Here is a 23,664-nt window from a genome sequence, read left to right as displayed (position 1 = left end):
AGATTTGTGATTAATGCTAGCTTTTAAATATATCTCCTTTCATTATATTAGATATTTTCTTATTATCTCTTTCGCGCTTGTTGTGTTTTTAGTCGGATTTGACTATATGGCTAATATCGAGAGTTTGGATATATCCGCAAATCTTATTTTAATATATTTAGTATATAAAACCTTTTTTGCTATAGATATGCTTATTCCTCTATCTCTTATATTTGCTATGATAAGTACTAAAATATTTCTTATTCGTTCCAATGCATTGGTCTCTTTTTACTCTCTTGGATACTCAAGGGTCGATATTCTTAAACCTTTTGTTATTATATCTACTCTTATTATGATGGCTTTTATTTCACTGCATTCGGTCTCAAATTTTGCAAGAGCAGAGGAGTTTGCTAAAAATATTCGTAAAAATGCTCAATACCTCTCTCCTACTAGAGATTTGTTTTTTACATATAAAGATAAATTCGTATATTTTTCAAAAATGTTACCACTACAAGAGAGTGCAGAAAATATAAGAGTATTTAGTTTTAGTAACAACTCCTTAAAAGAGGTTTTGGTAGCTGCAAAAGCAAGGTATCAAAATGAAGCTTGGCACATAAGTAAGGCCGATATAATTACAAAACCGGATGAAATTAATTTTGAATCGTTAGGTATAAAAGTAAACGGGCAGAGTAATTTAGAAATTCTTCAAGGCTTTCGTCCAAAAATGTTAGATCAGGTATATGAAGGCAAAGTGAATTTCACTATAAAAGATGCTATAGATGCATACGCACTTTTGAAAAATCAAAAAATAAATACGAATACCGTAAAAAGTTCTTTATACAAAATATTTATTTATCCGTTTTTTGTACCTAGTTTAGTTGTTATTATTTTCTTTTTTGTTCCGGTAAGCGTTAGATTTTTGAATGTATCACTGTTTAGCTTTGGTGCAATTATCTCATCCCTCGTAGTATGGGCTTTTCTTTTTATGTTAATTGAGCTATCTAACAATAAAACGATACCGCCTGAGGTGGGCATAATAGCTCCTGTGTTAATTTTGTTTTTAATTGCCATAAGGCAATGGAGAAAGTACCGCCTAGCTACTTAAGGTGTTATAACAAAAATATAAGTACTTTTTGGATAAAATTCCCTAAAAAATATTTGGGACTTTTATGATTAATTTTAAAGAGCTTGCATCCACATATAAAACACCGCTTTATATATATGATTTAGACTATATGACAAAGCAGTATGAAGAGCTTAAAGAGGCATTTAAGGGTAGAAAATCTATTTTGGCATATGCCGTAAAATCAAACTCCAATCTTAGTGTCGTCAAACATTTTGCACAGCTTGGAAGCGGTGCCGATTGTGTATCTATCGGTGAGGTTCGCCGTGCTTTTCTAGCGGGAGTTCCGAGCTATAAAATTATCTTTTCAGGTGTAGGAAAAAGTGATGATGAGATACGCGAAGCGATAGAGAGAGATATTTTATATATTAACGTAGAGAGTGAAGCGGAGCTGGGACGCGTAGAGCTAATAGCAAAAGAGTTGGGCGCAAAATGCAGAATAAGTGTTAGAGTGAACCCAAATATAGACCCGTTGACGCACCCTTATATCTCAACAGGACTACATGATAATAAATTTGGGGTTGAGATAGATGCCGCAAAAAGAATGTACATAAAAGCAAACAACTCCGAACATTTAGATCCTGTGGGAATCCATTTTCATATAGGTTCTCAGCTTACTGAACTAAAGCCGATTTACGAATCTGCGGAGATTGTGGCTGATTTGGTTCGTTCATTATCAAATATAAAAATTGAGTTGAAATTTTTTGATGTAGGCGGCGGACTCGGCGTTAAGTATAAAGATGAAGTTACTATAAAACCTTATGATTATGCTCAGGCAGTTTTAGGGGCGCTAAGAGGTTTGGATTTAACCGTTATTTGTGAGCCGGGAAGATTTTTGACTGCAAACGGCGGATATTTTTTAACTAAAGTTTTGTATGAAAAGCAAAACGGTACAAAAAGATTTGTCGTAGTTGACGGTGCTATGAATGACCTAATCCGTCCTAGTCTATATAAAGCTTATCACAAAATAGAGGCGATAACAAATAGTAAAACTGCTAATAGTGAAGCCGATGTTGTGGGTCCTGTTTGTGAGAGCGGCGACTTTTTTGCCAAAAACTACATGTTGCCGACTTTAGAGCATAACGATTTACTTGTAATTCATAGTGCAGGAGCTTACGGTTTTGGTATGGGAAGCAACTATAACACAAGAGGAAGAAGTGCAGAGGTCGCTATAAAAGACGGCAAAGCAAGAATTATCCGCAAACGTGAAGAGTTTGAAGATTTGATTGCATTAGAGAAAGAATTTTTGGAAAACTAAGATGTATTTTATTGATGTTCAAGGTACTTTAATCAGCGACGCAGATAAATCTCCGATTCGTGGAAGCAGAGAGTTTATCAACATGTTAAATGAAAAAAAAATACCTTATATGATTATCACAAACAATACTAAACACTCTTCAAAAGATTTTTACGCATATCTTAAGTCAATAGGTTTTAATTTAGATTTTTCACACTATCTTGATCCATTGATGATGCTTGAATCACATGTAGAAAAAGATGGCGTTGCAGCTTACGGTACGCCGGAATTTTTAGAGCTTTTGGCGAATATGGGTTTTGAGTTAAATTATAAAAACCCAAAAACAGTTTTAGTTTCTATAAAGGATAGCTTTGTAAACGATGAGTTTGCACAAATGATAGATTTTATACTAAGCGGTGCAAAACTAGTCGGTATGCACGAGACATCAATATATGCCAAAAATTCTAAAAGATACCCTGGTGTAGGAGCAATTTTAAAGATGCTTGAATTTGCAACGTCATGCAGTTATAGCGTTGTAGGCAAACCGAGTGTACCTTTTTATGAAGAGTCGCTATTAATGCTTCGCAAAGAGGTTCCTGATGCAAATTTTAATGATATTACAATTATAAGCGATGATGTAAAGGGTGATTTAGGCGGTGCAAAAGAGCTAGGTATGAAGACGATATTTGTTACAAGCGGAAAATATAAAAGTGCCGATGAAATAGTGCCGTCTTTAAAAACGGAATTAAGACCTGACTATGTTTACGCAGATATGCAAGAAATTTTGGAGGCTTTATGAAGACATTAGATGATTGCAGGGTTGTTATTGATGCTCTTGATGATGAGATACTAGAACTCCTTAATAGAAGAATGGAGATAGTTAAACGTGTCGGAGAGATAAAAAAAGAGAGTGATGGAATAATCTACAGACCAGAGAGAGAAAAAGCTATTGTTCAAAGATTGACACAAAAGAGTATAGAGCAAAAAGGGTTATTAAATATGGCTGCAATAGAGGCTATATTTTTAGAGATTTTTGCAGTTTCAAGAAACCTTGAACTTCCTGAACGTATAGCATATCTAGGACCGGAAGGAAGCTTTACGCATCAAGCTGCAGAGAGCCGTTTTGGGGCTATGAGCGATTATCTCTCTCTTGGTTCAATTCACTCTGTTTTTAAAACGCTTGAAGCAAAAAGAGCAAAATTCGGAGTTGTTCCGATAGAAAATTCAAGAGACGGGATAGTCGGTGAAACATTGGATTTGCTTGCTAAAAGTTCTGTAAAAATTGTAGCAGAACTTTATATGCCTATTCACATGTCGTTTGCTACAAAAGCAAAAAAACTCAGCGAAATAACTAAAGTTTACTCAAAAGACAAGGGTTTTGGGCAGTGCAGAGAATTTTTGCAAGAACACAATTTAGTCAATGTTGAGCAAATACCTGTAGAATCAACCGCAAAAGCAGCAATTCTTGCTGCCGCAAATCCAAATGCCGCTGCTATTTGCAGTCATATAGCGGCAAAATTATATAGTGTACCTACAATGTTTGATCATATAGAAGATGATATAGGTTCTCAAACTAGATTTGTAATATTAAGTGATTTTAAAAATGCAAAGAGCAATGATGATAAAACATCTATTTTAGTAAGATTAAAAGATTCTGTAAAGGCAGGTTCACTTGTTCATTTTCTACAGGATTTTGATGAGCAAAATATAAATCTTTCAAAAATAGAGTCTCGCCCTTCAAAAAACAAAGGCGGATTTGATTACTGGTTTTTTATAGATTTTTACGGACATATAGATGATGAAAAGTTTCAAAAAGTACTGCAAAAACATAAAGGAGAAGTAACTTGGTTAGGAAGTTACGTAAAAGGACAAAACATTGAAGTTTAATAAAAATTTAGAAAGTATTAAAACGTATGAAGCTGGAAAACCGATAGAACTGGTTGTAAGAGAGTTTGGAATAGACTCAAAAGATATAGTAAAACTTGCATCAAACGAAAATCCGCTAGGGTGTTCGCCAAAAGTTATAGATGCAGTCGGAGCTATTTTGTCAAAAATGGCTCTTTATCCGGATGACTCTATGATAAAGCTAAAAAATGCTTTAAGTACGAGATTTGGCGTAGAAAATGAAAATATTATTATAGGTTCGGGCAGTGATCAAGTTATTGAGTTTTTAATACATGCAAAAGCATCTTCTGAATCAAAAATTTTAATGAACTCAATAACGTTTGCAATGTATGAAATATATGCAAAACATGTGGGTGCAAACGTAATAAGAACTACTTCTCAAGAACATGATTTAGATGAATTTTATAAGCTTTATAAAGAAGAAAAACCGGAAATTATATTTATATGTACACCAAATAATCCTACCGGAGACGCACTGGACGCACAAAAAATATATGATTTTTTAGATAAAATAGACTCAAACACGTTAGTTGCAATAGATGGTGCGTACATGGAATATGCAATAGCAAAAGATAGCGCAAAAGAGATAGCAGTAGAAGAACTTATAAAAAAATATGACAATGTAATCTATCTCGGCACTTTTTCTAAGGCTTACGGTCTTGGAGGAATGAGAGTAGGATATGGTGTTGCCGATTTAAAAATAATACAAGAGTTATATAAACTAAGACCTCCGTTTAATATTACTACTCTTTCTCTCGAGGCGGCTAGTGTTGCTCTTGAAGATGAGGAGTTTGTAGAAAAAAGTATAACTCTAAATTTAGAACAAATGAAACGTTATGAAGAGTTTGCAAAAGAGCGAAAAATAGATATAATAAACAGTTATACAAATTTTGTTACGTTGTGTTTAAACTCTAACCAAAATTCGACAAAGATTTCAAATCAACTCTTACAAAAAGGGATGATAGTTAGAGATTTGAGTAGTTATAATATGAATGCGATTAGAGTAACAGTGGGTACACACGAGCAAAATAGCCGCTTTTTTGGGCTGGTAGTACAATTTTTATAGTTTTAAAATGGGAAATTAATGGATTTTAAGGTACTTTTTTCACAATTAGTCGCACTGTATGATAAGTTAACCAAACAACAAAAACTTATTGTCAGTTCTGCTGTTGTAGGTATCGTGGCATTCTTGATTTTTCTTGTTATATATACTAATAAAAAAGATTCCATAAGCACTATGGAAGTTCTTTTTGACTCCTTGACCCCAGAAGATGCGGCAAAAGTTGTTGAGCAACTTGAAAAAGATAATATTCCCTATGAAATACAAGAGAACAACGTTATAAAAGTTCCTAAAAATATAGTCTATAAAGAACGTATAGCTATTGCTTCACTCGGAATACCAAAGCATAGCGGTATAGGTTTTGAACTTTTTGACAATCAAGAGTTCGGAGCAACAAGTTTTGATCAAAACGTAAAATATCTTCGTGCATTAGAGGGTGAACTATCCCGTACAATTAATGCCCTCGCACCGATAGAACGTGCAAATGTCAGTTTGGCTCTGCCAAAAGACACTCTGTTTGTTGAAAAACAAACAGCTCCTACTGCTTCAGTTATGGTTGAGCTTGTAGAGGGAGGAAAACTCTCTTTAAAACAAATCAGAGGGATAAAGAATCTTGTTGCGGCAGCTGTTCCAAACCTAACGCCGGCAAATGTTATGTTGATTAATAGTGATGGCGAAACATTGGGCGATGAAAATGAGATGGCTCAGATGAGTGAACTCTCGGCAGTACAGCAAAATTTTAAGACAAAAGAAGAGAAGAAAAAACAGAGAAAAATTATTGAGGTCGTCTCTCCTTTTGTAGGCGGTGAGCAAAAAGTTGTAGCTCAGGTTACGATTGAGTTTGATTTTTCTATTAAAAATTCTACTTCAGAAACATATGATCCAGAAAACGTTGTTAGAAGTGAGCAGGTAAGTGAAGAAAAAAGAGACGGCACTGCTCCGGCAGAAGTTGGCGGCGTTCCAGGTACTGTCAGCAATATCGGTCCTGTAGAGGGACTTGCCAGCAATAAAGTCGGCGAAAAATATGAAAAAAATACCGGCACGACAAATTATGAAGTAGGTAAAACAGTCTCGACTACAAAAAGTGAGTTTGCACGAATCAAAAGAATTACGGCTGCTGTCGTAGTTGATGGAAAGTATAAATATAAGCTTGATGCACAAGGTGTAGTAACGGAAGATTTAGAGTATGAGCCGCTTTCAGAGAGCGATTTAGAAGCTCTCTCAGCATTAGTAAGTCGTTCTATAGGGATTAGTGAAGATAGAGGCGATCAGATAAGCATAAAAAATTTACAGTTTAAAGCGCCTGAAACTGACATGGCACAAAATAGAGTAGCTCAGGCGATGACATTTTCTCAATTATATTTAGCACCGTTTTCCGGAGTGTTTAAATATATTTTTGTTCTTATTCTTCTTGTTATTCTTTATAAAAAAATTATCTCCCCTTTTGCGGAGAAAATGCTTGAGATATCAAAAGAGGAGGATGAGCTTACTAAACCACATTTGGACCTTGTAAATGATGAGGATGATGATTTGGTGGAAAAAGTTCAATCAATGCGCAGAAAAGTTGAAGAGCAACTTGGTGCAGGGGATAGCTTTAATGAGGATGAGCTGAAATATGAAGTTCTACTTGAGAAGGTAAAAGGTATGATAGAAGATTCACCTGAAGCTATAGCACTTGTTTTCCAAGCTCTATTAACTGAAGAATCAGATGTTATGTCAAAGTAAAAGGAGGCTGTGAATGAATTTAAATCCTATACAACAGGCTAAATTTGATGAGATGGGTATGGGCGAGAGAGTCGCAATTTTGCTATTGCAGATGGGCGAAGATGCGACTGCTTCTGTATTTTCAAATATGAGTGTAGATGCTATCACTGAAGTCTCAAAATTTATTGCGTCTAATAAAAGCGTCGAAAAAGCAGTTGCAACTGCCGTGCTTGAAGAGTTTTATGCAATTTTTCAATCAGGTCAGTTTATAACATCCGGCGGTTTAGAGTATGCAAGAGAGCTTCTATACAGAACTCTGGGTGCTGAAGAGGCAAAAAAAGTTTTAGAGAAACTCTCAAGAAGTATGCAGGAGAGTCAAAATTTTGCATATTTATCAAAAATCAAGCCGCAACAGCTTTCAGACTTTATCGTCAATGAACATCCTCAGACGATTGCACTTATTTTAGCTCACATGGATGCTACCGAAGCCGCAGATACACTTCAATATTTTCCGGATGATTTAAGAAGTGAAGTAGCTATGAGAATGGCTAAATTAGGCGATATCTCTCCTTCAGTTATTAAAAGAGTTTCAGCCGTGCTAGAGTCTAAACTAGAGTCACTTGCTTCATACAAAGTCGAAGTCGGTGGTCCTCGCGCAGTTGCGGATATCTTTAACCGCCTCGGTGCAAAAGCTTCTAAAGAGACTTTGGCAAAAATTGAAGAGCGTGACGAAGAGATGTCAAATCTAATTAAAGAGATGATGTTTACTTTTGAAGATATAGTTACACTTGATAAAACTGCAATTAGTGAGATTTTAAAAGCGGTAGATAAACCTGACTTGATGCTTGGTCTAAAAAGCGCACCTGAAGATCTTAAACAGAAATTCTTTAGTGCTATGAGTGAGAGAGCAAGAGAGGCATTTGATGAAGAGATGCAGTTTATGGGTGCTGTTAAAATGAAAGATGTAGAGGGTGCTCAAAGAAGAATCGTAGAGGTTGTAAACGGCCTTGCAGAGAGCGGAGTTATTCAGCTAGGATCTTCATCGGAAGAGATGGTGGAATAGTTTGTCAAGTATAATTACCAGCGATAGAATACAAAGACACGATGTCGATAAATATAATTTTAAAGTGTTATCTGTCAGTGCTGAGGCTCAAGAGAGTGATGAGCTCTTATCATCTGAAGTACCGATGAAAAAAGTTACTTCAGAACTTCAACAAAAAAGCGTAGAGCGTGAAATTGATTCAAGCGCGATGAGTAAAAGCTCTAAAGACTCTTTGATTGAATCTTTACTGAATAAAACGGATGAGATGTCTTCCAATTTTATTAAACTGCAGATGAAGTTAGAGAGTATGAGCGAAGAGCATAAGATAGAGCTTCAAAGGGTTAAAGAGGAGTCTTATGCAGTAGGAGTTGAAGCGGGCAAGGCAGAAGCTTATAAAGATAATGAGAAAAATAGTGCAAACAGTCTCTCTCAATACTCCGCATCCGTTGCAAAACTAGAGATAAATGCAAAAGAGTTTGAGAGTGCATTAGAGAGTATTAAAAAAGAGTTGATAAGTGCTGCAATAGATATCTCAAAAGAGGTCATAAAGATTGAGCTTGGTGAAAATTCAGCTAAAGTAGCAACAATTTTGGCAAAAGAGTTAATAAAAGAGCTTCAAAGTGCTTCAAAAATAACCTTAAGAGTAAATCCTAAAGACCATGGAGCCATTTCACAAGATGTCGGCTCCTTATCACATGTAGAAGTTATATCTGATAATGCAGTTAGTTTGGGCGGTGTTATAGCAATCAGCGATGCAGGAAATATTGATGCGCAGATATCAAAAAGATTTGAGAGAGTAAAAAGAGCGGCATTAAGTGAGTAAAAAAAATATATGAATTTAAAATCAAGCAGTATTAAAGAGTTAGAAACTCTTTGCAAAGATATAAGAGAAGAGATACTTCGAGTAGTTAGTAAAAATGGAGGACATTTAAGTTCTACTTTGGGGGCTACGGAGCTTATTGTAGCTATGCACAAGGTATTTGACAGCAAAAAAGACCCTTTTATTTTTGATGTTTCTCATCAATCTTATGCACACAAACTTATAACCGGAAGATGGAATGAGTTTGATACATTAAGACAGTTTGAGGGTTTATGCGGATATACAAAACCAAGCGAGAGTGAACATGATTACTTTGTGGCAGGTCATAGTTCCACTTCTATATCTTTAGGTGTAGGCGCGGCAAAAGCCATAGCTCTAAAGGGTGAGCAAAACTCAAGAGTACCCGTTATTATGATTGGTGATGGCTCTATGACGGCAGGTATGGTTTATGAGGCGCTTAATGAGTTAGGCGATAGAAAGTACCCTATGGTGATTATACTTAACGACAATGAGATGAGTATAGCAAAACCAATCGGTGCGATTAGCAGAATGTTAAGTTCTGCTATGGCTTCTCCGTTTTATCAAAGTTTTAAAAAGCAGACTGAGAGTTTTGTGGATAACTTTGGAGAGAGTGCCAGATATATCGCAAAAAGAATGGAAGAGTCGATAAAGCTTATCACTCCTGGGATTATGTTTGAAGAGATGGGGATTGACTATATCGGTCCTGTTGATGGGCATAATCTAAAATCATTAATAGAGATTTTGGAAAAAGCAAAAGCTTTAAAAAAACCTGTAATAGTTCATGCTCAAACGCTTAAAGGTAAAGGTTATGAGATAGCTGAAGGCAAAGAGGAAAAATGGCACGGAGTAGGTCCTTTTGATTTAAACAGCGGAGATGCCGTTAAAAAATCAAGTGAAAAAAGTGCAACTCAAATCTACTCTGAAGCTCTTCTTCATTTAGCAAAACATAACGATAAGATAGTCGGAGCAACAGCTGCAATGCCTAGCGGGACAGGACTTAGCGAACTGATGGAAGCATATCCAAATAGATTTTGGGATGTGGCAATTGCAGAACAACATGCGGTAACATCGATGGCGGCTTTGGCAAAAGAGGGATTTAAACCGTTTTGTACGATTTACTCAACATTTTTGCAACGCGGATATGACCAAATAATACACGATACATGTCTTATGGATTTGCCTGTTGTTTTTGCACTTGACCGTGCTGGAATAGTCGGGGAAGACGGCGAGACTCATCAAGGTGTTTTTGATATCAGTTTTTTAAGAGCTATACCGAACATGACTCTTTTTGCTCCAAGAGATGAGAAGAGTTTCCATCAGGCAATGGCATTTGCGGCAGAGTATAAACATACATGTTCTATTCGCTATCCAAGAGGCTCGTTTACGCAGACATCTCTACCTGAGTCCAAACCTTTTGAGTTGGCAAAATCACAATTGCTTCGCTCAGAGAGTTCAGATATTCTTTTTATCGGCTACGGAAACGGTGTTGGACGTGCTTATGAAACATCGACATTTTTAGAAGAGAAAGTTAGTATTTTGGACTTGAGATTTGTAAAACCTCTTGATGAGGAGATGCTTCGTGAAATGGCAAAAAAACATAAAAAATGGTTTGTATTTAGCGACAGTGCAAAAATGGGCGGTGTCGGCTCTGCTATTTTGGAGTTTTTCTCAAAAGAAAAAATAGTACATGTAGAGTTAGAGAGCTTTGAGTATAAAGATGAGTTTATAACTCACGGAAAAACAAAAGATGTTGAAGAATCACTCGGACTTTTACCGTATCAGCTCGCAAAGAAAGTTTTGGAGTCAATTTAAAAAAATAACTCCGGCAAATCTTCCGGTTTGCCCTTCTGCACGATAAGAGAAATATTTGTCAGTGTTGCAACATGTACACTTGTTTAGAAATTCGATATTCTCTTCTTTAATACCACATGTAAGCAGTTGAGATTTTAGGATTTTATTTACATCAAGATAATATTTTTCATCTCTTATATCTAGCGCATACTCTAAACCAAGTGTCCTTGCTTCATTGTAAATTTCAACTCCCACTTCATAACAACATACACCTATGCTTGCACCGATACTTACATGTAGGTTTTTGGCTTCACAGTTAAAATGATTTATAAAACTCTCAACCGTATTTTTTACAATATTTTTAAATGCACCTTGTCGTCCTGCGTGAACAGCCGCTATAACTTTTTTTTCACTCTCATAAAAGAGTATCGGTGAGCAGTCCGCTACCATAACCATAAGCGGAGTATTTGGTTTGTTTGTTATAAGAGCATCACATGTAGGACAAGTGTTGAAATCTTCGTCTTTTACTACATGTACAATGTCCGAGTGAATCTGTTTCATGTGAACAAGCGACTCTTTGTTATAGCCTAGTTTTTCTGCCAAACTTTCATGATTTTTTATGACATGTGCTTCATTGTCGTTTACATGAAATGCCAGATTTCCGCTCTCTCTTGTGGTGAAAGCGTGCGTGAGATTTGAAAAAGAGTTTAATAGTTTACTATGAGAAAATTTCATATAATCATTATAGCAAAATTAAAGGGCATATTTTGAGCAGATTTAGTTTATATCCCGTTACTTTGGACGGAGATGATACAGATAAGAAACGACAAGAGATAAAAGAGTATTTTCATAATACCTACTCTTTGTTTGAAAAGATATTTGACGTGTTAAAAGACGATAAGGTCTTTTACAAAAAATCGGAGATTACAAGACATCCAATGATATTTTATTTCGGGCATACCGCAACTTTTTTTATAAATAAACTTATAAATATGAAAATAATCAAAGAGCGGATTAATCCCGAGTTCGAATCCATATTTGCGATTGGTGTGGACGAAATGGCATGGGATGATGTCAATAGTTCTAACTATAAGTGGCCAAAAGTCGATGAAGTTAGAGAGTACAGAGCAAAAGTTAGAGAGATAGTCGATGAACTTATAACAACACTTCCTATGCCATTGCCGATAACCGATGAATCTCCTATGTGGATAATTTTAATGGGGATAGAACATGAACGCATACATGTAGAGACTTCACTTGTTTTGCACCGTCAAATGCCCATAGAATTTGTCAAAGAGGTAAAAGAGTTCAACATCTGCACTCACAGTTCAAAAGCGCCTAAAAATGAGATGCTTGAGATAAAAGGCGGTGATGTAGTTTTAGGTAAAGAGAAGTCGCACAATCTTTACGGCTGGGATAACGAATACGGAAAATATGAAGAGAGTGTAGAAGATTTTAAGACTTCAAAGTTTCTTGTAAGCAACGGCGAGTACATGTCGTTTGTAGAAGACGGCGGATATGAGAATGAGGAGTTTTGGGACAAAGAGGGCAGAGCGTTTTTAAAAATAAGCGGCGCTAAACATCCGACTTTTTGGGTTGAAGAAGATGATGTTTACATGTACAGAACTCTTGGCAAAATTATAGATATGCCGCTTGACTGGCCTGTTGATGTAAATGCTCTTGAAGCAGAAGCATTTTGCAGATATAAAAGCAAGAAAGAGGGAGTGAAGTACTCACTGCCCAGCGAAGCGGAGTATAGACTTATTTACGAACATGCAAAACTCGAAGATATCCCCGACTTTCATGAGAGCAGGGCAAACCTGAATTTTTACCACTACTTTAGCTCATGTCCCGTTAACGAGTTCGCCTTCAACGGTATCTATGACGTGGTCGGAAATGTTTGGCAGTGGAGTAGAACACCTATATTCGGCTTTAATGGTTTTGAAGTTCATCCCGCTTACGATGATTTCTCTACTCCTACATTTGATAACAAACATGCACTTATACTCGGCTCTTCATGGGCTAGCAGCGGAAACCTCATTATGAAACATTCCCGTTACGCTTTTCGCAAACATTTTTATCAAAATGCTGGATTTAGATATGTGATAACCAGTGCCGATACCGATAAAAAAAGCGATATTTACGAGAGCGACGAGCTTGTTTCACAATACTGCGAGTTTCAGTATGGCGATAGCTTTTTTGGAGTAGAGAACTTTGCTCTTACATGTACAAATTTAGCTCTAAGATTTGCTAAAAACCAAACCAAAGCACTTGACTTGGGTTGTGCTACAGGAAGGGCAACATTTGAACTTGCACGAAGTTTTGATGAGGTAGAAGGGATTGACTTTTCTGCTAGATTTATAGGCGTGGGAGTAAAGCTTAAAAATGAAGGTTATATCGCTTACAGAGCAAAAACAGAGGGCGATTTGAGTGAAGAAAAAAAGGTAACTATCAAAGAGCTTGGATATGAAAATATTAAAGACAGAGTCTCTTTTTGGCAAGGTGATGCATGTAACTTAAAACCAAACTTTAGCTCTTATGATTTGATACTGGCAAAAAATCTTATAGACAGGCTTTATAATCCAAAACTCTTTTTAGATAGTGTTCACGAGAGACTGGAGAGTGACGGGATTTTGGTTTTAACATCCCCTTACACTTGGCAAGAAAGCTCAACCAAAAAAGAGTTCTGGCTCGGCGGGTACAAAGATGAAAACGGCAAAGAAGTTCAAACTATGGAAAGTTTAAAAGAGATTTTAGGTAAAGAGTTTGAACTTCTACATGTAGAGGATGCGGAGTTTGTTATAAAAGAGACGGCTAGAAAATTCCAACACAGCGTGGCAGAGGTTAGCGTGTGGAGGAAGAGATAAAATATTGCAAAATGACATATTTTTCAACAAAATAAAATATAGATAATTTTATTTAAAGGAATTACAAAATGAGCTCAAACGATAAATATAATATGCTAGTAAGAGAAATAGCAACTTCAAAATCTGAAAATATATACCCAAAAACTTTTGGACTTGATTTCCAAGAGTTTAAAGCTATTATTGATGAAATTGAAAGAGATGGTTTGTTTGAAAAGGGATGGTGGGGTTTAGGTAAATTTTACATATTTAATAGTTTAACTTTTAAGGGTAGAAGTTTTTTAGAAAATAATGATAAAAAAGAGTATCCCAAAATTGAAAAGACAGAAGTAATTTATCACAATAATATAAGTGTGGGCGGTAACAATCATGGAAGCATTATTACTGGAAACAATAATACTGTAATTTCAGAATTTGATACAAAATTTAATAATCTTCTACAAGCAATAAATAGCTCCAATGTTCAAGATAAAGAATTAATTATTCAAGAATTAAATAACAATAAAAGCAATGAAGTATCATTAAAAAAATATTTAGGTACTGTTTTGACAAAAGGTGCAGAATTTGGCTCAATTGTTTCAGCCGTAAGTGCATTATTAAGTTTATAAACATGCGCTTACAAAATAAATTATTTTGGTAGTATAGATAAATAGTAAAGATATAAAGGAAAAATAGCAATGGCAAATATAAAAGTGATGGATAATGAAATAACAATCTTAAAGATAGAAGATGAAGATTATATATCACTCACTGATATGCTCAAGGCTAAAGACGGAGATTTTTTTATATCTGATTGGCTTCGCAATCGAAATACCGTAGAATATTTGGGAATTTGGGAAAAAATTCATAATCCAAATTTTAATTATGGCGAATTCGCCATAATTACATCTCAAGTAGTGTTAAATAGCTACAAACTGAGCGTTAAGGCGTGGAGCGAAAAGACAAATGCCATAGGATTAGTGGCAAAAGCTGGGCGATACGGCGGGACTTATGCTCATAAGGATATAGCTTTTGAGTTTGGTATGTGGATTAGTGCCGAGTTTAAAATATACCTTATCAAAGAGTTTCAAAGACTCAAAGAAGAAGAATTCAAACAACTCGGCTGGGATATTCGCCAAAATCTCACAAAACTGAACTATAAAATCCACACCGATGCCATCAAAGAAAATCTCATCCCAAAAGAGCTTAGCCCTGCCCAGATAAATTTTGTCTATGCAAGTGAAGCCGATGTCAATCAACTTGTATGTTTGGCAAATATGGAATCACTTAATGCTCATTTTATAAATGAAGGCACACCCCAAAAAGAGAGACTTCAAAAGCTAAATAAAATAGCAATAGAGCAGATGAAAATACTAAGTCGTGAAGATGTCAAAAAGATTGGAAAATGAGATGTCTTTTTATGAAAATAAATTGTTTTATGTAGTATGGATAAAATGATATCAAGGTTAAAAAATGAATAAATACGACTTTTCAACTTCTACATGTAGAGAGAACACAAACGCAGAGAAGTATGCCCTAAGAGAGAAGCTCTTTGGCACTGAGGATGTGGAGCCTCTTTGGGTTGCGGATATGGATATAGATACTCCTGATTTTGTGCTAGATGCCGTAAAAAAGAGGTTAGAACATCCTGTTATGGGCTATGAAGAAGTTCCTGATAGTGCGTTTGAAGCCCAGATAGAGTGGATGAAGAGTAGGCACAAAGTAGAGTTTAAAAGAGATGACATGTTCTACTCTCACTCGGTTGTTGCAAGTATAAATGCCGCCATAGAAGCATTTACCGAAAAAGGCGATAAAGTTATAGTTCAAACGCCCGTTTATCCACCTTTTTTTCATAGTGTTATGGAGCATGAGAGAGAGCTTCTGAAAAATCCTCTAAAGCAGTTGGATGATGGGAGATATACATTTGATATAGATGATTTACGCTCAAAAATAGACGAGAGAACAAAGCTTCTGCTTCTTTGCTCTCCACATAATCCTGTGGGGCGTGTTTGGACAAAAGAGGAGTTAGAAGAGATATCTGATATCTGTTACGAAAACGGCATAACGGTCTTTAGTGACGAGATTCACTGTGATTTGGTTTATGCGCCGAATGTACATGTACCCTTTGCATCTTTAAGTAAAAAAGCAAGAGATATCACTGTAACAGCCATAGGAGTCGGCAAGACATTTAACATGGCAGGTTTTGCAATAAGCACTGTAGCCATAGCGAATGAAAATTTAAGAGATAAATTTTTAAAAGTTTACAAGCGTATTCATTTTGCTCATGGAAGCTCTCTTTCACATGTAGCTTTTGAGTCTGCATATAAAAATGGACATAAGTGGGTAGATGAGTTGAAAATACATCTTTTAAAAAACTATAACATGTTAAAAGAGTTGTGCGAAAAGTACCCGCATCTTATAAAGATAACACAAATAGAAGCGACATATTTGGCGTGGCTTGATTGCCGTGCGATGAATCTTCGTGATAAAGAACTTAGAGACTTTTTTGTAAAAGAGGCAAAAATGGGCTTAAGTGCAGGAATAAGTTTTGGCAGAGAGGGAAGTGGATTTATGAGGTTGAATTTTGCAATATCTTCTAGTAGAATGTTAGATGTGATTAAGAAGCTAGATAATGCACTTTGGCTAAAATATCATAAGTAATCAATAGGAAATAAATTGACTGAAATAGATTGGAACGAGTTTAAATTTTTTAAACAGTACAGTAATAAAAAAGATGATAATTTTGAGGTGTTGTTAGATTTTTTAAAAAGCTACTACAAAATGACATCTATTACAGAGATATATGAGACGATAGCCAATGATGAAACAGCGCAGCTTATGTTGGCAAAAAGAGATATAGATAGCGCAGAAGCATTAGAGAAACATATTTTTAGAGATTATAATGCAGCACGACCTAAATAAAATAACAAATTTTTTATCCAAGCATCATGTATTAAACCTCTCAACTACTGATGGACATGAGCTTAGTTCATGTAGCCTGTTTTATGCTTTTGACAAAGCGAAAATCTCTTTTGTAGTGGCTAGTAATGAGAACACCACTCATATAAAAAATATACTCAAAAATCCTTTTGTTGCAGGAACGGTAGTTTTGGAGACAAAAATAGTCGGTAAAATTGAGGGAGTTCAATTTAGGGGAGAATTTTTACCGCTAAGTGATGAATCTTTAAAAACTATATATTTTAAGAGATTTCCTTACGCTCTGACTATGCAGTCAATACTTTGGGAGATAAAGATAAACTACTTTAAGCTTACAGACAATACTTTAGGCTTTGGAAAAAAGATTATTTGGCAAAGAGTACCTTAATATTTAAAATCAAAAAAAGTTACTGATTTTTAGGAAAATTTTTCTCTTTATACATATTGCAATCACTTCCGCTGCTTTGAAACACCACTATTGACGGTATTTGCGCTGATTTAAATCCGTATGCTTTACAGCCATGAGGTTTTGAGGCTTCCCAAGTAACAAAATAGTATTCACATCTTCTACAGTTAATTCTTTTCATATATCTCTCGGTTTTAAGTGCGCTATTTTAGCATATTTGGTACAATGCTTTATTAAATAAAGCAACAAACTAAGGGAAAAACAGTGGATAAAATATTACTTATGCTGCAACTCCAAGCATCATTAAATGATGCTACAAACGGCGAAAAATGGACTGAGGGCATCACAAAAAACGGCAAAGTTATTAATTGGAAGCGATGTATCTATATGGAGTGTGCTGAGATGATTGAGAGTTTTTCGTGGAAGCATTGGAAAAATATAGAAAAAGAACCTGATTGGGATAACTTGCAGATTGAGGTTGTCGATGTCTGGCACTTTATTATGAGTTTAGCTATAGAAAACTACTCTAAAACTCTTAGAGGGGGGATAGAAGATTTGGCAATCGATATCTCAGAGTCGGATAATTTTGTCAAGATAGATACCCAAAATGAGCTTTTTGCGCTGCAAGATGACGTAATCAATAAGATAGAATCCATTATGTATGACGTATTATCTAAAGGAGAGTTAAGCCTTGAAAAGCTCATAGCAGACTTTTTTGATTTAGTGCTAATGAGCGGGTTGGATTTAGAGTCTCTTTATAAACTCTATGTCGGAAAAAATATCTTAAATCAGTTTAGACAAGATCATGGATACAAAGATGGTTCTTATATAAAAGTTTGGGCAGGTGAAGAGGATAATGTTGTTATGAAGAGAGTTTGGGAAGAAAACGGCGATATAAAACCAAATGAACTCTATAAAGAGCTTACAAAGCTATATCTGGCACTAAATAAGAGTTAAGAGTTGAGCAATATACTAGAAGTAAAAAATCTCTCTTTTGGATATACAAAAGAGAATTTACTTTTTGAGAATCTCTCATTTTCATTAAAAAAAGGGGAGATTAAAGCGATAGTCGGGGTAAGCGGTGCAGGAAAAAGCACGCTTTTTGAGCTAATACTAAAAAATTTAAAACCTATTAAAGGGAGTGTTGAAAACTCATTTTGCTCAGAGGTTTTTCAAGACCCATACAGCTCATTTCATCCAAGTTATATACTATTAAACCAGATAAAAGATGTTGCAAAAATTGATGAGATAGATGAGTATTTAAAAATAATAAATTTAGAGTATGAGCTTCTTTTAAAACTACCGCATGAACTCTCAGGCGGTCAACTTCAACGTGCATCTATTCTTAGGGCTATGCTTATGAAACCTGATTTATTACTACTTGATGAGCCTACATCTGCACTTGACAATGTAATTCAGCTCGAAGTTATGAGTATGCTTGTAAAGCACCTTGATAGAATGGGTATGCTTCTTATAACGCATGATTTGGAACTTGCCAAATGGTGCGCGGATGAGATAATTATGATTTAAGAAGTTGCTTTACTATGTAAAAGCCACTTCCTGCCATAAATATAGAACCAAAGGCGTTTAAAGATATATTCGCAGCAGCTAGAGCTAAATGCCCACCTTCTATAAGAAAAAAACTCTCAATTGCAAATGTGGAGTAGGTAGTAAGTGCTCCTAAAATTCCAGTTGATAAAAAAGATTTTACATGTAGAGAAAAAACAGCGGTGTACATAAAGTAAGCTATTAAAATTCCCATGATAAAACTTCCTATAAGATTAACACCTAATGTTCCAAATGGTAAATCATGAGGGACTTTATTGGATATTAAACCGTTGAGATAGGCTCTAAGAACAGCGCCCAAAAAACCGCCGCTACCTATGGCTAGGATTGTTTGCCAACTCATTGTCATAAACCTTTTGCATTTTTATTCGTAAATCGCTTAGCCAGTTTTCATCGTTTTTGTCTGCTATAAAAGATTCCATGTATATTGCTTTTATTCGCCCCGGTTTATAGTAAAATTTTTTAATATTATAATATTTTGACGTCTGCATAAGAACAATTGGCTGCACACAGAGCTTATTTGCATCTGCTACAATTTTTGCACCTGATTTAAACGGGAGCATCTCCTCTTTGGTAGAGCGTGTGCCTTCTGGAAACATAGCAATAACTCTATTGTTTTTAAGAACATGTTTTGCATCTTTTAGAAGTTTTATAAGTGATGTTTTGCTCTCTCTCTCGACTGCTATATCTTGAGGCAGTTTTAGGGCAAGGCCAAAAAACGGTATCTCAAAAAGCTCTTTTTTTGCTACCCATGCAATATCTCTTTTGGACATAGTCTCTATAATCGCTATATCTAAATCACTTTGATGGTTTAATAAAAACATTTGCGCTTTCGGGTCTTCCTTGCCTTCAATATCAACCGTAAAAAACGTAGTAACTCTAATAAGCCAAGCGGATAGTTTTCTGCTGTATGGTTTTGGCAAGATATGAAATGTAACAATCATAAGCGTAAGAGATACTAGAATTACTATTGTTGCAAACAACCAACTAATTTGAGCAAATATCTTCATTCTTTACCCAACCTATTTTTTTATTTTGGAGCTGTATTTTTACCCATCCTTGTACTTCATCCTCTTTTTGTAAACTGTATCTGCTAGTAGTTGTTTCAAATATTGTTCCGTTAGATACAGGGAGCAAGTGAATATTAGTACCCTCTTTTATGCATATCTCTTTTGAAGGTATTCCCGCATAAGCAATATAAGCAAGGGGAGTAATAATAAAAATCAGATAAAGGTATCGCTTTCTCCATAAAATCATTAAAAATGAGATTAACGCTATGCCTCCTGCTATGCCCATCTTTAATATTTCGCGAGACTGATCTTTAGGTTTTAAATCGCTTTGTGTTGTAACACTATCATCGTTAACTATTATGGGTATATTTATAGGTAAAAATCTATTTTTAATTAAGTTAAAATAGGAGAAGGATAGATTTTCTATGTTTTTATCTATTATTGCATAATATGTTATTTTAGATTCAGAAAATGATTCGGTAACAGACTCTATGCCCTGCTTATAAACACCTTTTAATTTAAGCGCAGAGATATAGCAGTTTGTAGCGTTTGCAACAAATATAACAATATTATGAGTGCTGTCATAGTTTGTAGTTTTATATTCTGAAATCTCAAAGCTGTTTGCCACTATGTTTGAAAAATCTTTTTGAGGATTTAATGAGATAACATTTAATTTTTCACCTAAAAGTGTAGTCGTTCTATATTGTACGTTGTTATAGTCTAACAGAGTAGCTTTAAAATTCGGAAGAGAAGCATTCTTTGAAGTTGCTAAAAAATAGAAGGTTTCATAATAGTATTTTGAATCAACATCTCGTGATGGAAAATCTGTTAAAATTTTTAAGCCCTCTGCATTTGAGAGTTCATATGTTATATCTACAAAATCTTTAACAATAGAGAGAGTTTTAATCGTTACGGAAAAAATCTCTCCCTTTATTACTCTTTGCGGAACTTTTTCGTAACTAAGATAGATTACTTTTTGAAGCTCACTAGGTAATGCCGATTCATTTGTACTGTTTTCTTGATTTTGTTCTTGCACATCGGCAGAGTCGTTCGTTTGCAATAAATCTGCCGGGTTAGCAGATAAAATTGAAAACAAAAACAACCATACTAATAGAAATAGTTTCACGCTTCTAAAAACCCTTGAAGCATTTTTATACCGTCATCGCTTCCAAGAAGCTTTTCCATAGCGCGTTCTGGATGAGGCATAAGACCAAAAACATTTCTCTCTTTATTGCATATACCGGCAATCGAATCTACGCTTCCGTTTGGATTTTTTTCATTTCCGTCTTTATCGCAATATTTTAAAATAATCTGATTATTTTCATATAGTTCTTTTAGTCCGTCTGCATCAATATAGTAATTTCCGTCATGATGAGCTATAGGAACATTTACAACATCATTGTTGTCTAGTTTTTCTAAAAACACATTATCGTTGTTAATAATTTTTAGATGGTGATGTTTCGATAAAAAGTGCAGGCTTTCGTTTCTCTTTAAAGCACCGGGTAAAAGTCCCGCTTCGGTTAGTACTTGAAAACCGTTACAGATGCCTAAAACTTTTCCGCCGTTATTTGCATATTTTGTAACTGCTCGCATTACGGGACTAAATTTTGCAATAGCTCCGCTTCTTAAATAATCACCGTAGCTAAAACCTCCTGCAACAACCAAAAGATCCGTATCATTTGGAACCGTCTCTGATTTATGCCATAAAATCTCAGTATCTGCTCCTAAAGATTCAAAAGCATGTTTCGTATCATATTCGCAGTTAGTTCCGGGAAATTGCAAAATTATTACTTTCATTTTATCAGCTCAATATTGTAATCTTCAATTACCGTGTTTGCAAGAAGCTCTTCACACATTTTTGTAACGTCGCTCATAGCTTTTGTTTCATCACTCTCATCGAGCTTCAAAATTATCTGTTTTCCTACGCGAACATCTGATACGTTATTAAAATGTATTGACTCTAGCGCATGATGAACAGCTTTTCCTTGAGAGTCTAGTACGCCTGCTTTTAAAGATACATTTACAATTGCTTTCATTTATTATTTTCCTAAAATTCTATTTAAAACTTGTTCATAAGCTACCGTTAAGCCGCCTAAACCTTGACGAAATCTATCTTTGTCCATCTTTTCACCGCTTTGCATATCCCAAAAACGGCAATTATCAGGACTAATCTCATCTATAAGAATAATATTGCCGCTCTTGTCTTTTCCAAACTCAAGCTTAAAGTCAACAAGATTAAGACCTTTATCTGCAAAGTAAGGCTTCAGAATATCATTTACCTGTCTTGCCATACGGCGAAGCTTATCAAGTTCATCTTGAAAATCGACTAAGCCTAGAATCAAAGCATGCTGATCGTTTAGTTTCGGATCTCCCAAAGCATCGTTTTTATAGTCAAATTCTACTAACGTAAAAGGAAGAACAGTTCCGTCTTTTATGCCTAGATTACGACTTAGGCTCCCTGTAGCAATATTTCGCACTATTACTTCAATCAGTATTACGTCAACCTTTGTGTGTAACATGTGATTATCATCAAGCATTTTTACAAAGTGAGTCTGTATCCCATTTGCCTCTAAAAGCTTAAAAAGCTCAGTTGAGATTTTGTTGTTAAGCGCACCTTTACCTGCTTCGCTTGATTTTTTCTCTCCGTTAAACGCAGTCAAGTCATCTTTAAACTCTGAGATAAGAAGATTTTCATCATCAGTTGTAAACAATTTTTTTGCTTTTCCCTCGTAGAGCAGTTCTCTCTTTTGCATTTTATTTATAATCCTTTTGTAATAATTAGTGCTTTTATAATATCTACACCCTCTTTTAGCTGAATATCTTTATTCATCATCTCGTCGGATATAATATATTTAGAGTCTTTTTTAGCCTCATCCTCTTCTTGTTTACCGTCAACTTTTTCTAATTCTTCTTTTAGATGTTTCTTTAAATCAGCCTCTTTTATAGCAAAATCATTTTTATTCGTTTTAACTTCACCCGGATATACTTCAATATCAGGTTTTACACCTACTGCTTGAATAGTTCTGCCGCTTGGGAGATAATATCTAGCTATGGTCAATTTAATTGCTTCTTCTTCGGTTATCGGAAGAACAACTTGAACACTCCCTTTTCCAAACGTATTTTGCCCTACTATAATAGCACGTTTGTGATCTTGTAGCGAACCGCTTACAATTTCACTTGCACTTGCACTTCCTCCGTTTACAAGAACTACTAAAGGTACTTGAGTTACAGTATTTTCAGTTTTTGCAGTGTAAATTTCATCATCGGTTTTATTTCTGCCCTTTTGTGAAACTATATCGCCTTTATCAACAAATAAATCAACAAGCCCGACTGCTTGATCAAGAAGTCCTCCAGGATTATTTCTTAAATCAAGAACTATGCCCTTTGTCGTAGCCTTTCTCTTTTTAATAGCTTTTGTTACGTCGTTTATAACTTTTTTATCAAAACTAGCAACTCTTATATATTGAATATCATTGCCGATTGATTTCGTATAAACTGATTCTATAGTAATATTACCTCTTACTATTTTAATCTCAAGAGGTTTCGTCTCTCCCTCTCTTACGATGGTAAGCTCAATAGGCGTACCGACTTTACCTCTCATGATGGCAACTGCTTCATCTATTGTCATATTAAGAGTGGATTTTTCATTGATTTTAAGAATTATATCACCTGCTTTTACACCTGCTTTATCGGCCGGAGTCCCTTCAAGCGGAGCGATAACGCTAAGCGCCCCGTCTCTAACACCGACTGTAATACCAAGACCGCCGAATTCCCCGTTTGTTTGAACTTTTAAATTTTTATAATCTTTTTGTGTTAGATAGTTTGAGTGAGCGTCTAAATTGTTCATCATCCCGGCAAGTGCTTTATCCATTAGCTCTTCTATTGTTACGTTATCAACGTTATATTGCTCAACAATACTGATAACTTTTGTAAACTTTGCCAAAGCTTCCAATCTTGAAGCCTCTTTGTTCTCTTTTTCTTTTGCAGAAGCAAATAAATTTGTCGAAAACAACAAAGTTATTGCAACTGCGATAGATGCAAAACCAAGAGTAATTAACTTTTTGTTTTTCATTATTTTTCCTATTTTAATTAAAACGGCTATTATAGTAAAAAGCTGTTTAAATAACAATGTGAGTAGTCAATAATTATAATTTCTAAATTATTGATATATGGTAATTTGTATTTAAATTATTTTTAATATAATACGCAAATTATAAATA

General features: G+C 35.2%; 26 protein-coding genes. 17 read left to right on the top strand and 9 right to left on the bottom strand.

The window, feature by feature from the left end; translation table 11 throughout:
• The first annotated feature begins 13 nt into the window (after window positions 1-13).
• The 9 genes from A2530_RS05540 to dxs all read left to right on the top strand — a co-directional run bounded on the left by A2530_RS05540 (window position 14) and on the right by dxs (window position 10,703).
• Window positions 14-1,084, top strand: coding sequence for an LptF/LptG family permease (locus A2530_RS05540; protein WP_294886364.1), 1,071 nt, complete (start codon window positions 14-16; stop codon window positions 1,082-1,084).
• 64 nt (window positions 1,085-1,148) lie between these two features.
• Entirely contained in the window at window positions 1,149-2,360 is a 1,212-nt protein-coding gene (gene lysA / locus A2530_RS05535) for a diaminopimelate decarboxylase (protein WP_294886363.1), read from the top strand.
• 1 nt (window position 2,361) lies between these two features.
• Entirely contained in the window at window positions 2,362-3,138 is a 777-nt protein-coding gene (locus tag A2530_RS05530; RefSeq protein ID WP_294886361.1) for an HAD-IIA family hydrolase, read from the top strand.
• Complete coding sequence (gene pheA / locus A2530_RS05525) at window positions 3,135-4,226, top strand: prephenate dehydratase (protein WP_294886360.1); 1,092 nt, start codon at window positions 3,135-3,137, stop codon at window positions 4,224-4,226. Before A2530_RS05530 ends, pheA begins: the two co-directional genes overlap by 4 nt.
• Window positions 4,216-5,310, top strand: coding sequence for a histidinol-phosphate transaminase (gene hisC / locus A2530_RS05520; RefSeq protein WP_294886359.1), 1,095 nt, complete (start codon window positions 4,216-4,218; stop codon window positions 5,308-5,310). The genes pheA and hisC overlap by 11 nt, the downstream gene beginning before the upstream one ends.
• Before the next feature lie 18 nt (window positions 5,311-5,328).
• The gene (gene fliF / locus A2530_RS05515; protein WP_294886358.1) at window positions 5,329-7,029 is read left to right on the top strand and encodes a flagellar basal-body MS-ring/collar protein FliF; all 1,701 of its coding nucleotides are present in this window, start codon (window positions 5,329-5,331) and stop codon (window positions 7,027-7,029) included.
• Window positions 7,030-7,042: 13 nt separating this feature from the next.
• Window positions 7,043-8,071, top strand: coding sequence for a flagellar motor switch protein FliG (fliG, locus tag A2530_RS05510; protein ID WP_294886356.1), 1,029 nt, complete (start codon window positions 7,043-7,045; stop codon window positions 8,069-8,071).
• Window position 8,072: 1 nt separating this feature from the next.
• Window positions 8,073-8,873: a flagellar assembly protein FliH gene (fliH, locus tag A2530_RS05505; protein ID WP_294886354.1), complete on the top strand. Its 801-nt coding sequence runs from the start codon at window positions 8,073-8,075 to the stop codon at window positions 8,871-8,873.
• 9 nt (window positions 8,874-8,882) lie between these two features.
• Entirely contained in the window at window positions 8,883-10,703 is a 1,821-nt protein-coding gene (gene dxs, locus A2530_RS05500; protein WP_294886352.1) for a 1-deoxy-D-xylulose-5-phosphate synthase, read from the top strand.
• Here the strand turns inward: dxs and pgeF are convergent.
• The gene (gene pgeF / locus A2530_RS05495; protein WP_294886351.1) at window positions 10,695-11,417 is read right to left on the bottom strand and encodes a peptidoglycan editing factor PgeF; all 723 of its coding nucleotides are present in this window, start codon (window positions 11,415-11,417) and stop codon (window positions 10,695-10,697) included. The two genes, dxs and pgeF, sit on opposite strands and share 9 nt — an antisense overlap.
• A gap of 32 nt (window positions 11,418-11,449) precedes the next feature.
• Here pgeF and ovoA point away from each other — a divergent pair, with 32 nt between their 5' ends.
• The 6 genes from ovoA to A2530_RS05465 all read left to right on the top strand — a co-directional run bounded on the left by ovoA (window position 11,450) and on the right by A2530_RS05465 (window position 16,850).
• Complete coding sequence (gene ovoA, locus A2530_RS05490) at window positions 11,450-13,549, top strand: 5-histidylcysteine sulfoxide synthase (protein WP_294886349.1); 2,100 nt, start codon at window positions 11,450-11,452, stop codon at window positions 13,547-13,549.
• A 68-nt stretch (window positions 13,550-13,617) separates the two neighbouring features.
• Window positions 13,618-14,154, top strand: coding sequence for a hypothetical protein (locus tag A2530_RS05485; RefSeq protein ID WP_294886348.1), 537 nt, complete (start codon window positions 13,618-13,620; stop codon window positions 14,152-14,154).
• Window positions 14,155-14,223: 69 nt separating this feature from the next.
• Entirely contained in the window at window positions 14,224-14,934 is a 711-nt protein-coding gene (locus A2530_RS05480; protein ID WP_294886347.1) for a KilA-N domain-containing protein, read from the top strand.
• A gap of 64 nt (window positions 14,935-14,998) precedes the next feature.
• Window positions 14,999-16,186, top strand: a complete 1,188-nt coding sequence (locus A2530_RS05475) for a PatB family C-S lyase (RefSeq protein ID WP_294886345.1) — start codon at window positions 14,999-15,001, stop codon at window positions 16,184-16,186.
• A gap of 15 nt (window positions 16,187-16,201) precedes the next feature.
• Window positions 16,202-16,447, top strand: a complete 246-nt coding sequence (locus A2530_RS05470) for a hypothetical protein (protein WP_294886344.1) — start codon at window positions 16,202-16,204, stop codon at window positions 16,445-16,447.
• Entirely contained in the window at window positions 16,428-16,850 is a 423-nt protein-coding gene (locus A2530_RS05465; protein WP_294886342.1) for a pyridoxamine 5'-phosphate oxidase family protein, read from the top strand. Before A2530_RS05470 ends, A2530_RS05465 begins: the two co-directional genes overlap by 20 nt.
• A 19-nt stretch (window positions 16,851-16,869) precedes the next feature.
• Here A2530_RS05465 and A2530_RS05460 read toward each other — a convergent pair whose 3' ends face one another.
• Complete coding sequence (locus A2530_RS05460; protein ID WP_294886340.1) at window positions 16,870-17,049, bottom strand: uracil-DNA glycosylase; 180 nt, start codon at window positions 17,047-17,049, stop codon at window positions 16,870-16,872.
• A gap of 83 nt (window positions 17,050-17,132) precedes the next feature.
• Between A2530_RS05460 and A2530_RS05455 the strand changes: the two genes are divergently transcribed.
• Window positions 17,133-17,825, top strand: a complete 693-nt coding sequence (locus A2530_RS05455; RefSeq protein ID WP_294886339.1) for a dUTP diphosphatase — start codon at window positions 17,133-17,135, stop codon at window positions 17,823-17,825.
• A 3-nt stretch (window positions 17,826-17,828) separates the two neighbouring features.
• Window positions 17,829-18,398, top strand: a complete 570-nt coding sequence (locus tag A2530_RS05450) for an ATP-binding cassette domain-containing protein (protein ID WP_294886338.1) — start codon at window positions 17,829-17,831, stop codon at window positions 18,396-18,398.
• Here the strand turns inward: A2530_RS05450 and crcB are convergent.
• Genes crcB through A2530_RS05415 form a run of 7 tightly spaced genes read right to left on the bottom strand, consistent with a single transcriptional unit; the run spans window position 18,388 to window position 23,516 of the window.
• A complete protein-coding gene (gene crcB, locus A2530_RS05445) occupies window positions 18,388-18,777 on the bottom strand; it encodes a fluoride efflux transporter CrcB (protein ID WP_294886336.1) in 390 nt (129 codons plus the stop codon). The genes A2530_RS05450 and crcB overlap by 11 nt on opposite strands.
• The gene (locus A2530_RS05440; protein ID WP_294886334.1) at window positions 18,746-19,444 is read right to left on the bottom strand and encodes a 1-acyl-sn-glycerol-3-phosphate acyltransferase; all 699 of its coding nucleotides are present in this window, start codon (window positions 19,442-19,444) and stop codon (window positions 18,746-18,748) included. Before A2530_RS05440 ends, crcB begins: the two co-directional genes overlap by 32 nt.
• The gene (locus A2530_RS05435) at window positions 19,422-20,570 is read right to left on the bottom strand and encodes a hypothetical protein (protein ID WP_294886332.1); all 1,149 of its coding nucleotides are present in this window, start codon (window positions 20,568-20,570) and stop codon (window positions 19,422-19,424) included. The genes A2530_RS05440 and A2530_RS05435 overlap by 23 nt, the downstream gene beginning before the upstream one ends.
• Window positions 20,567-21,241, bottom strand: coding sequence for a phosphoribosylformylglycinamidine synthase subunit PurQ (purQ, locus tag A2530_RS05430; RefSeq protein WP_294886330.1), 675 nt, complete (start codon window positions 21,239-21,241; stop codon window positions 20,567-20,569). The genes A2530_RS05435 and purQ overlap by 4 nt, the downstream gene beginning before the upstream one ends.
• On the bottom strand, window positions 21,238-21,480 hold the full coding sequence (gene purS, locus A2530_RS05425) for a phosphoribosylformylglycinamidine synthase subunit PurS (protein ID WP_294886328.1): 243 nt from the start codon (window positions 21,478-21,480) through the stop codon (window positions 21,238-21,240). The genes purQ and purS overlap by 4 nt, the downstream gene beginning before the upstream one ends.
• Window positions 21,481-21,483: 3 nt before the next feature.
• On the bottom strand, window positions 21,484-22,197 hold the full coding sequence (gene purC / locus A2530_RS05420; protein ID WP_294886327.1) for a phosphoribosylaminoimidazolesuccinocarboxamide synthase: 714 nt from the start codon (window positions 22,195-22,197) through the stop codon (window positions 21,484-21,486).
• Window positions 22,198-22,202: 5 nt separating this feature from the next.
• On the bottom strand, window positions 22,203-23,516 hold the full coding sequence (locus A2530_RS05415; protein ID WP_294886325.1) for a S41 family peptidase: 1,314 nt from the start codon (window positions 23,514-23,516) through the stop codon (window positions 22,203-22,205).
• Between the last annotated feature and the right edge of the window lie 148 nt (window positions 23,517-23,664).

The organism is Sulfurimonas sp. RIFOXYD2_FULL_34_21 (genome assembly GCF_001830805.1).
Taxonomy (GTDB): Bacteria; Campylobacterota; Campylobacteria; order Campylobacterales; family Sulfurimonadaceae; genus Sulfurimonas.
Note: the sequence above shows the minus strand (reverse complement) of the source record. Positions and strands in the feature narration are given on the sequence as shown.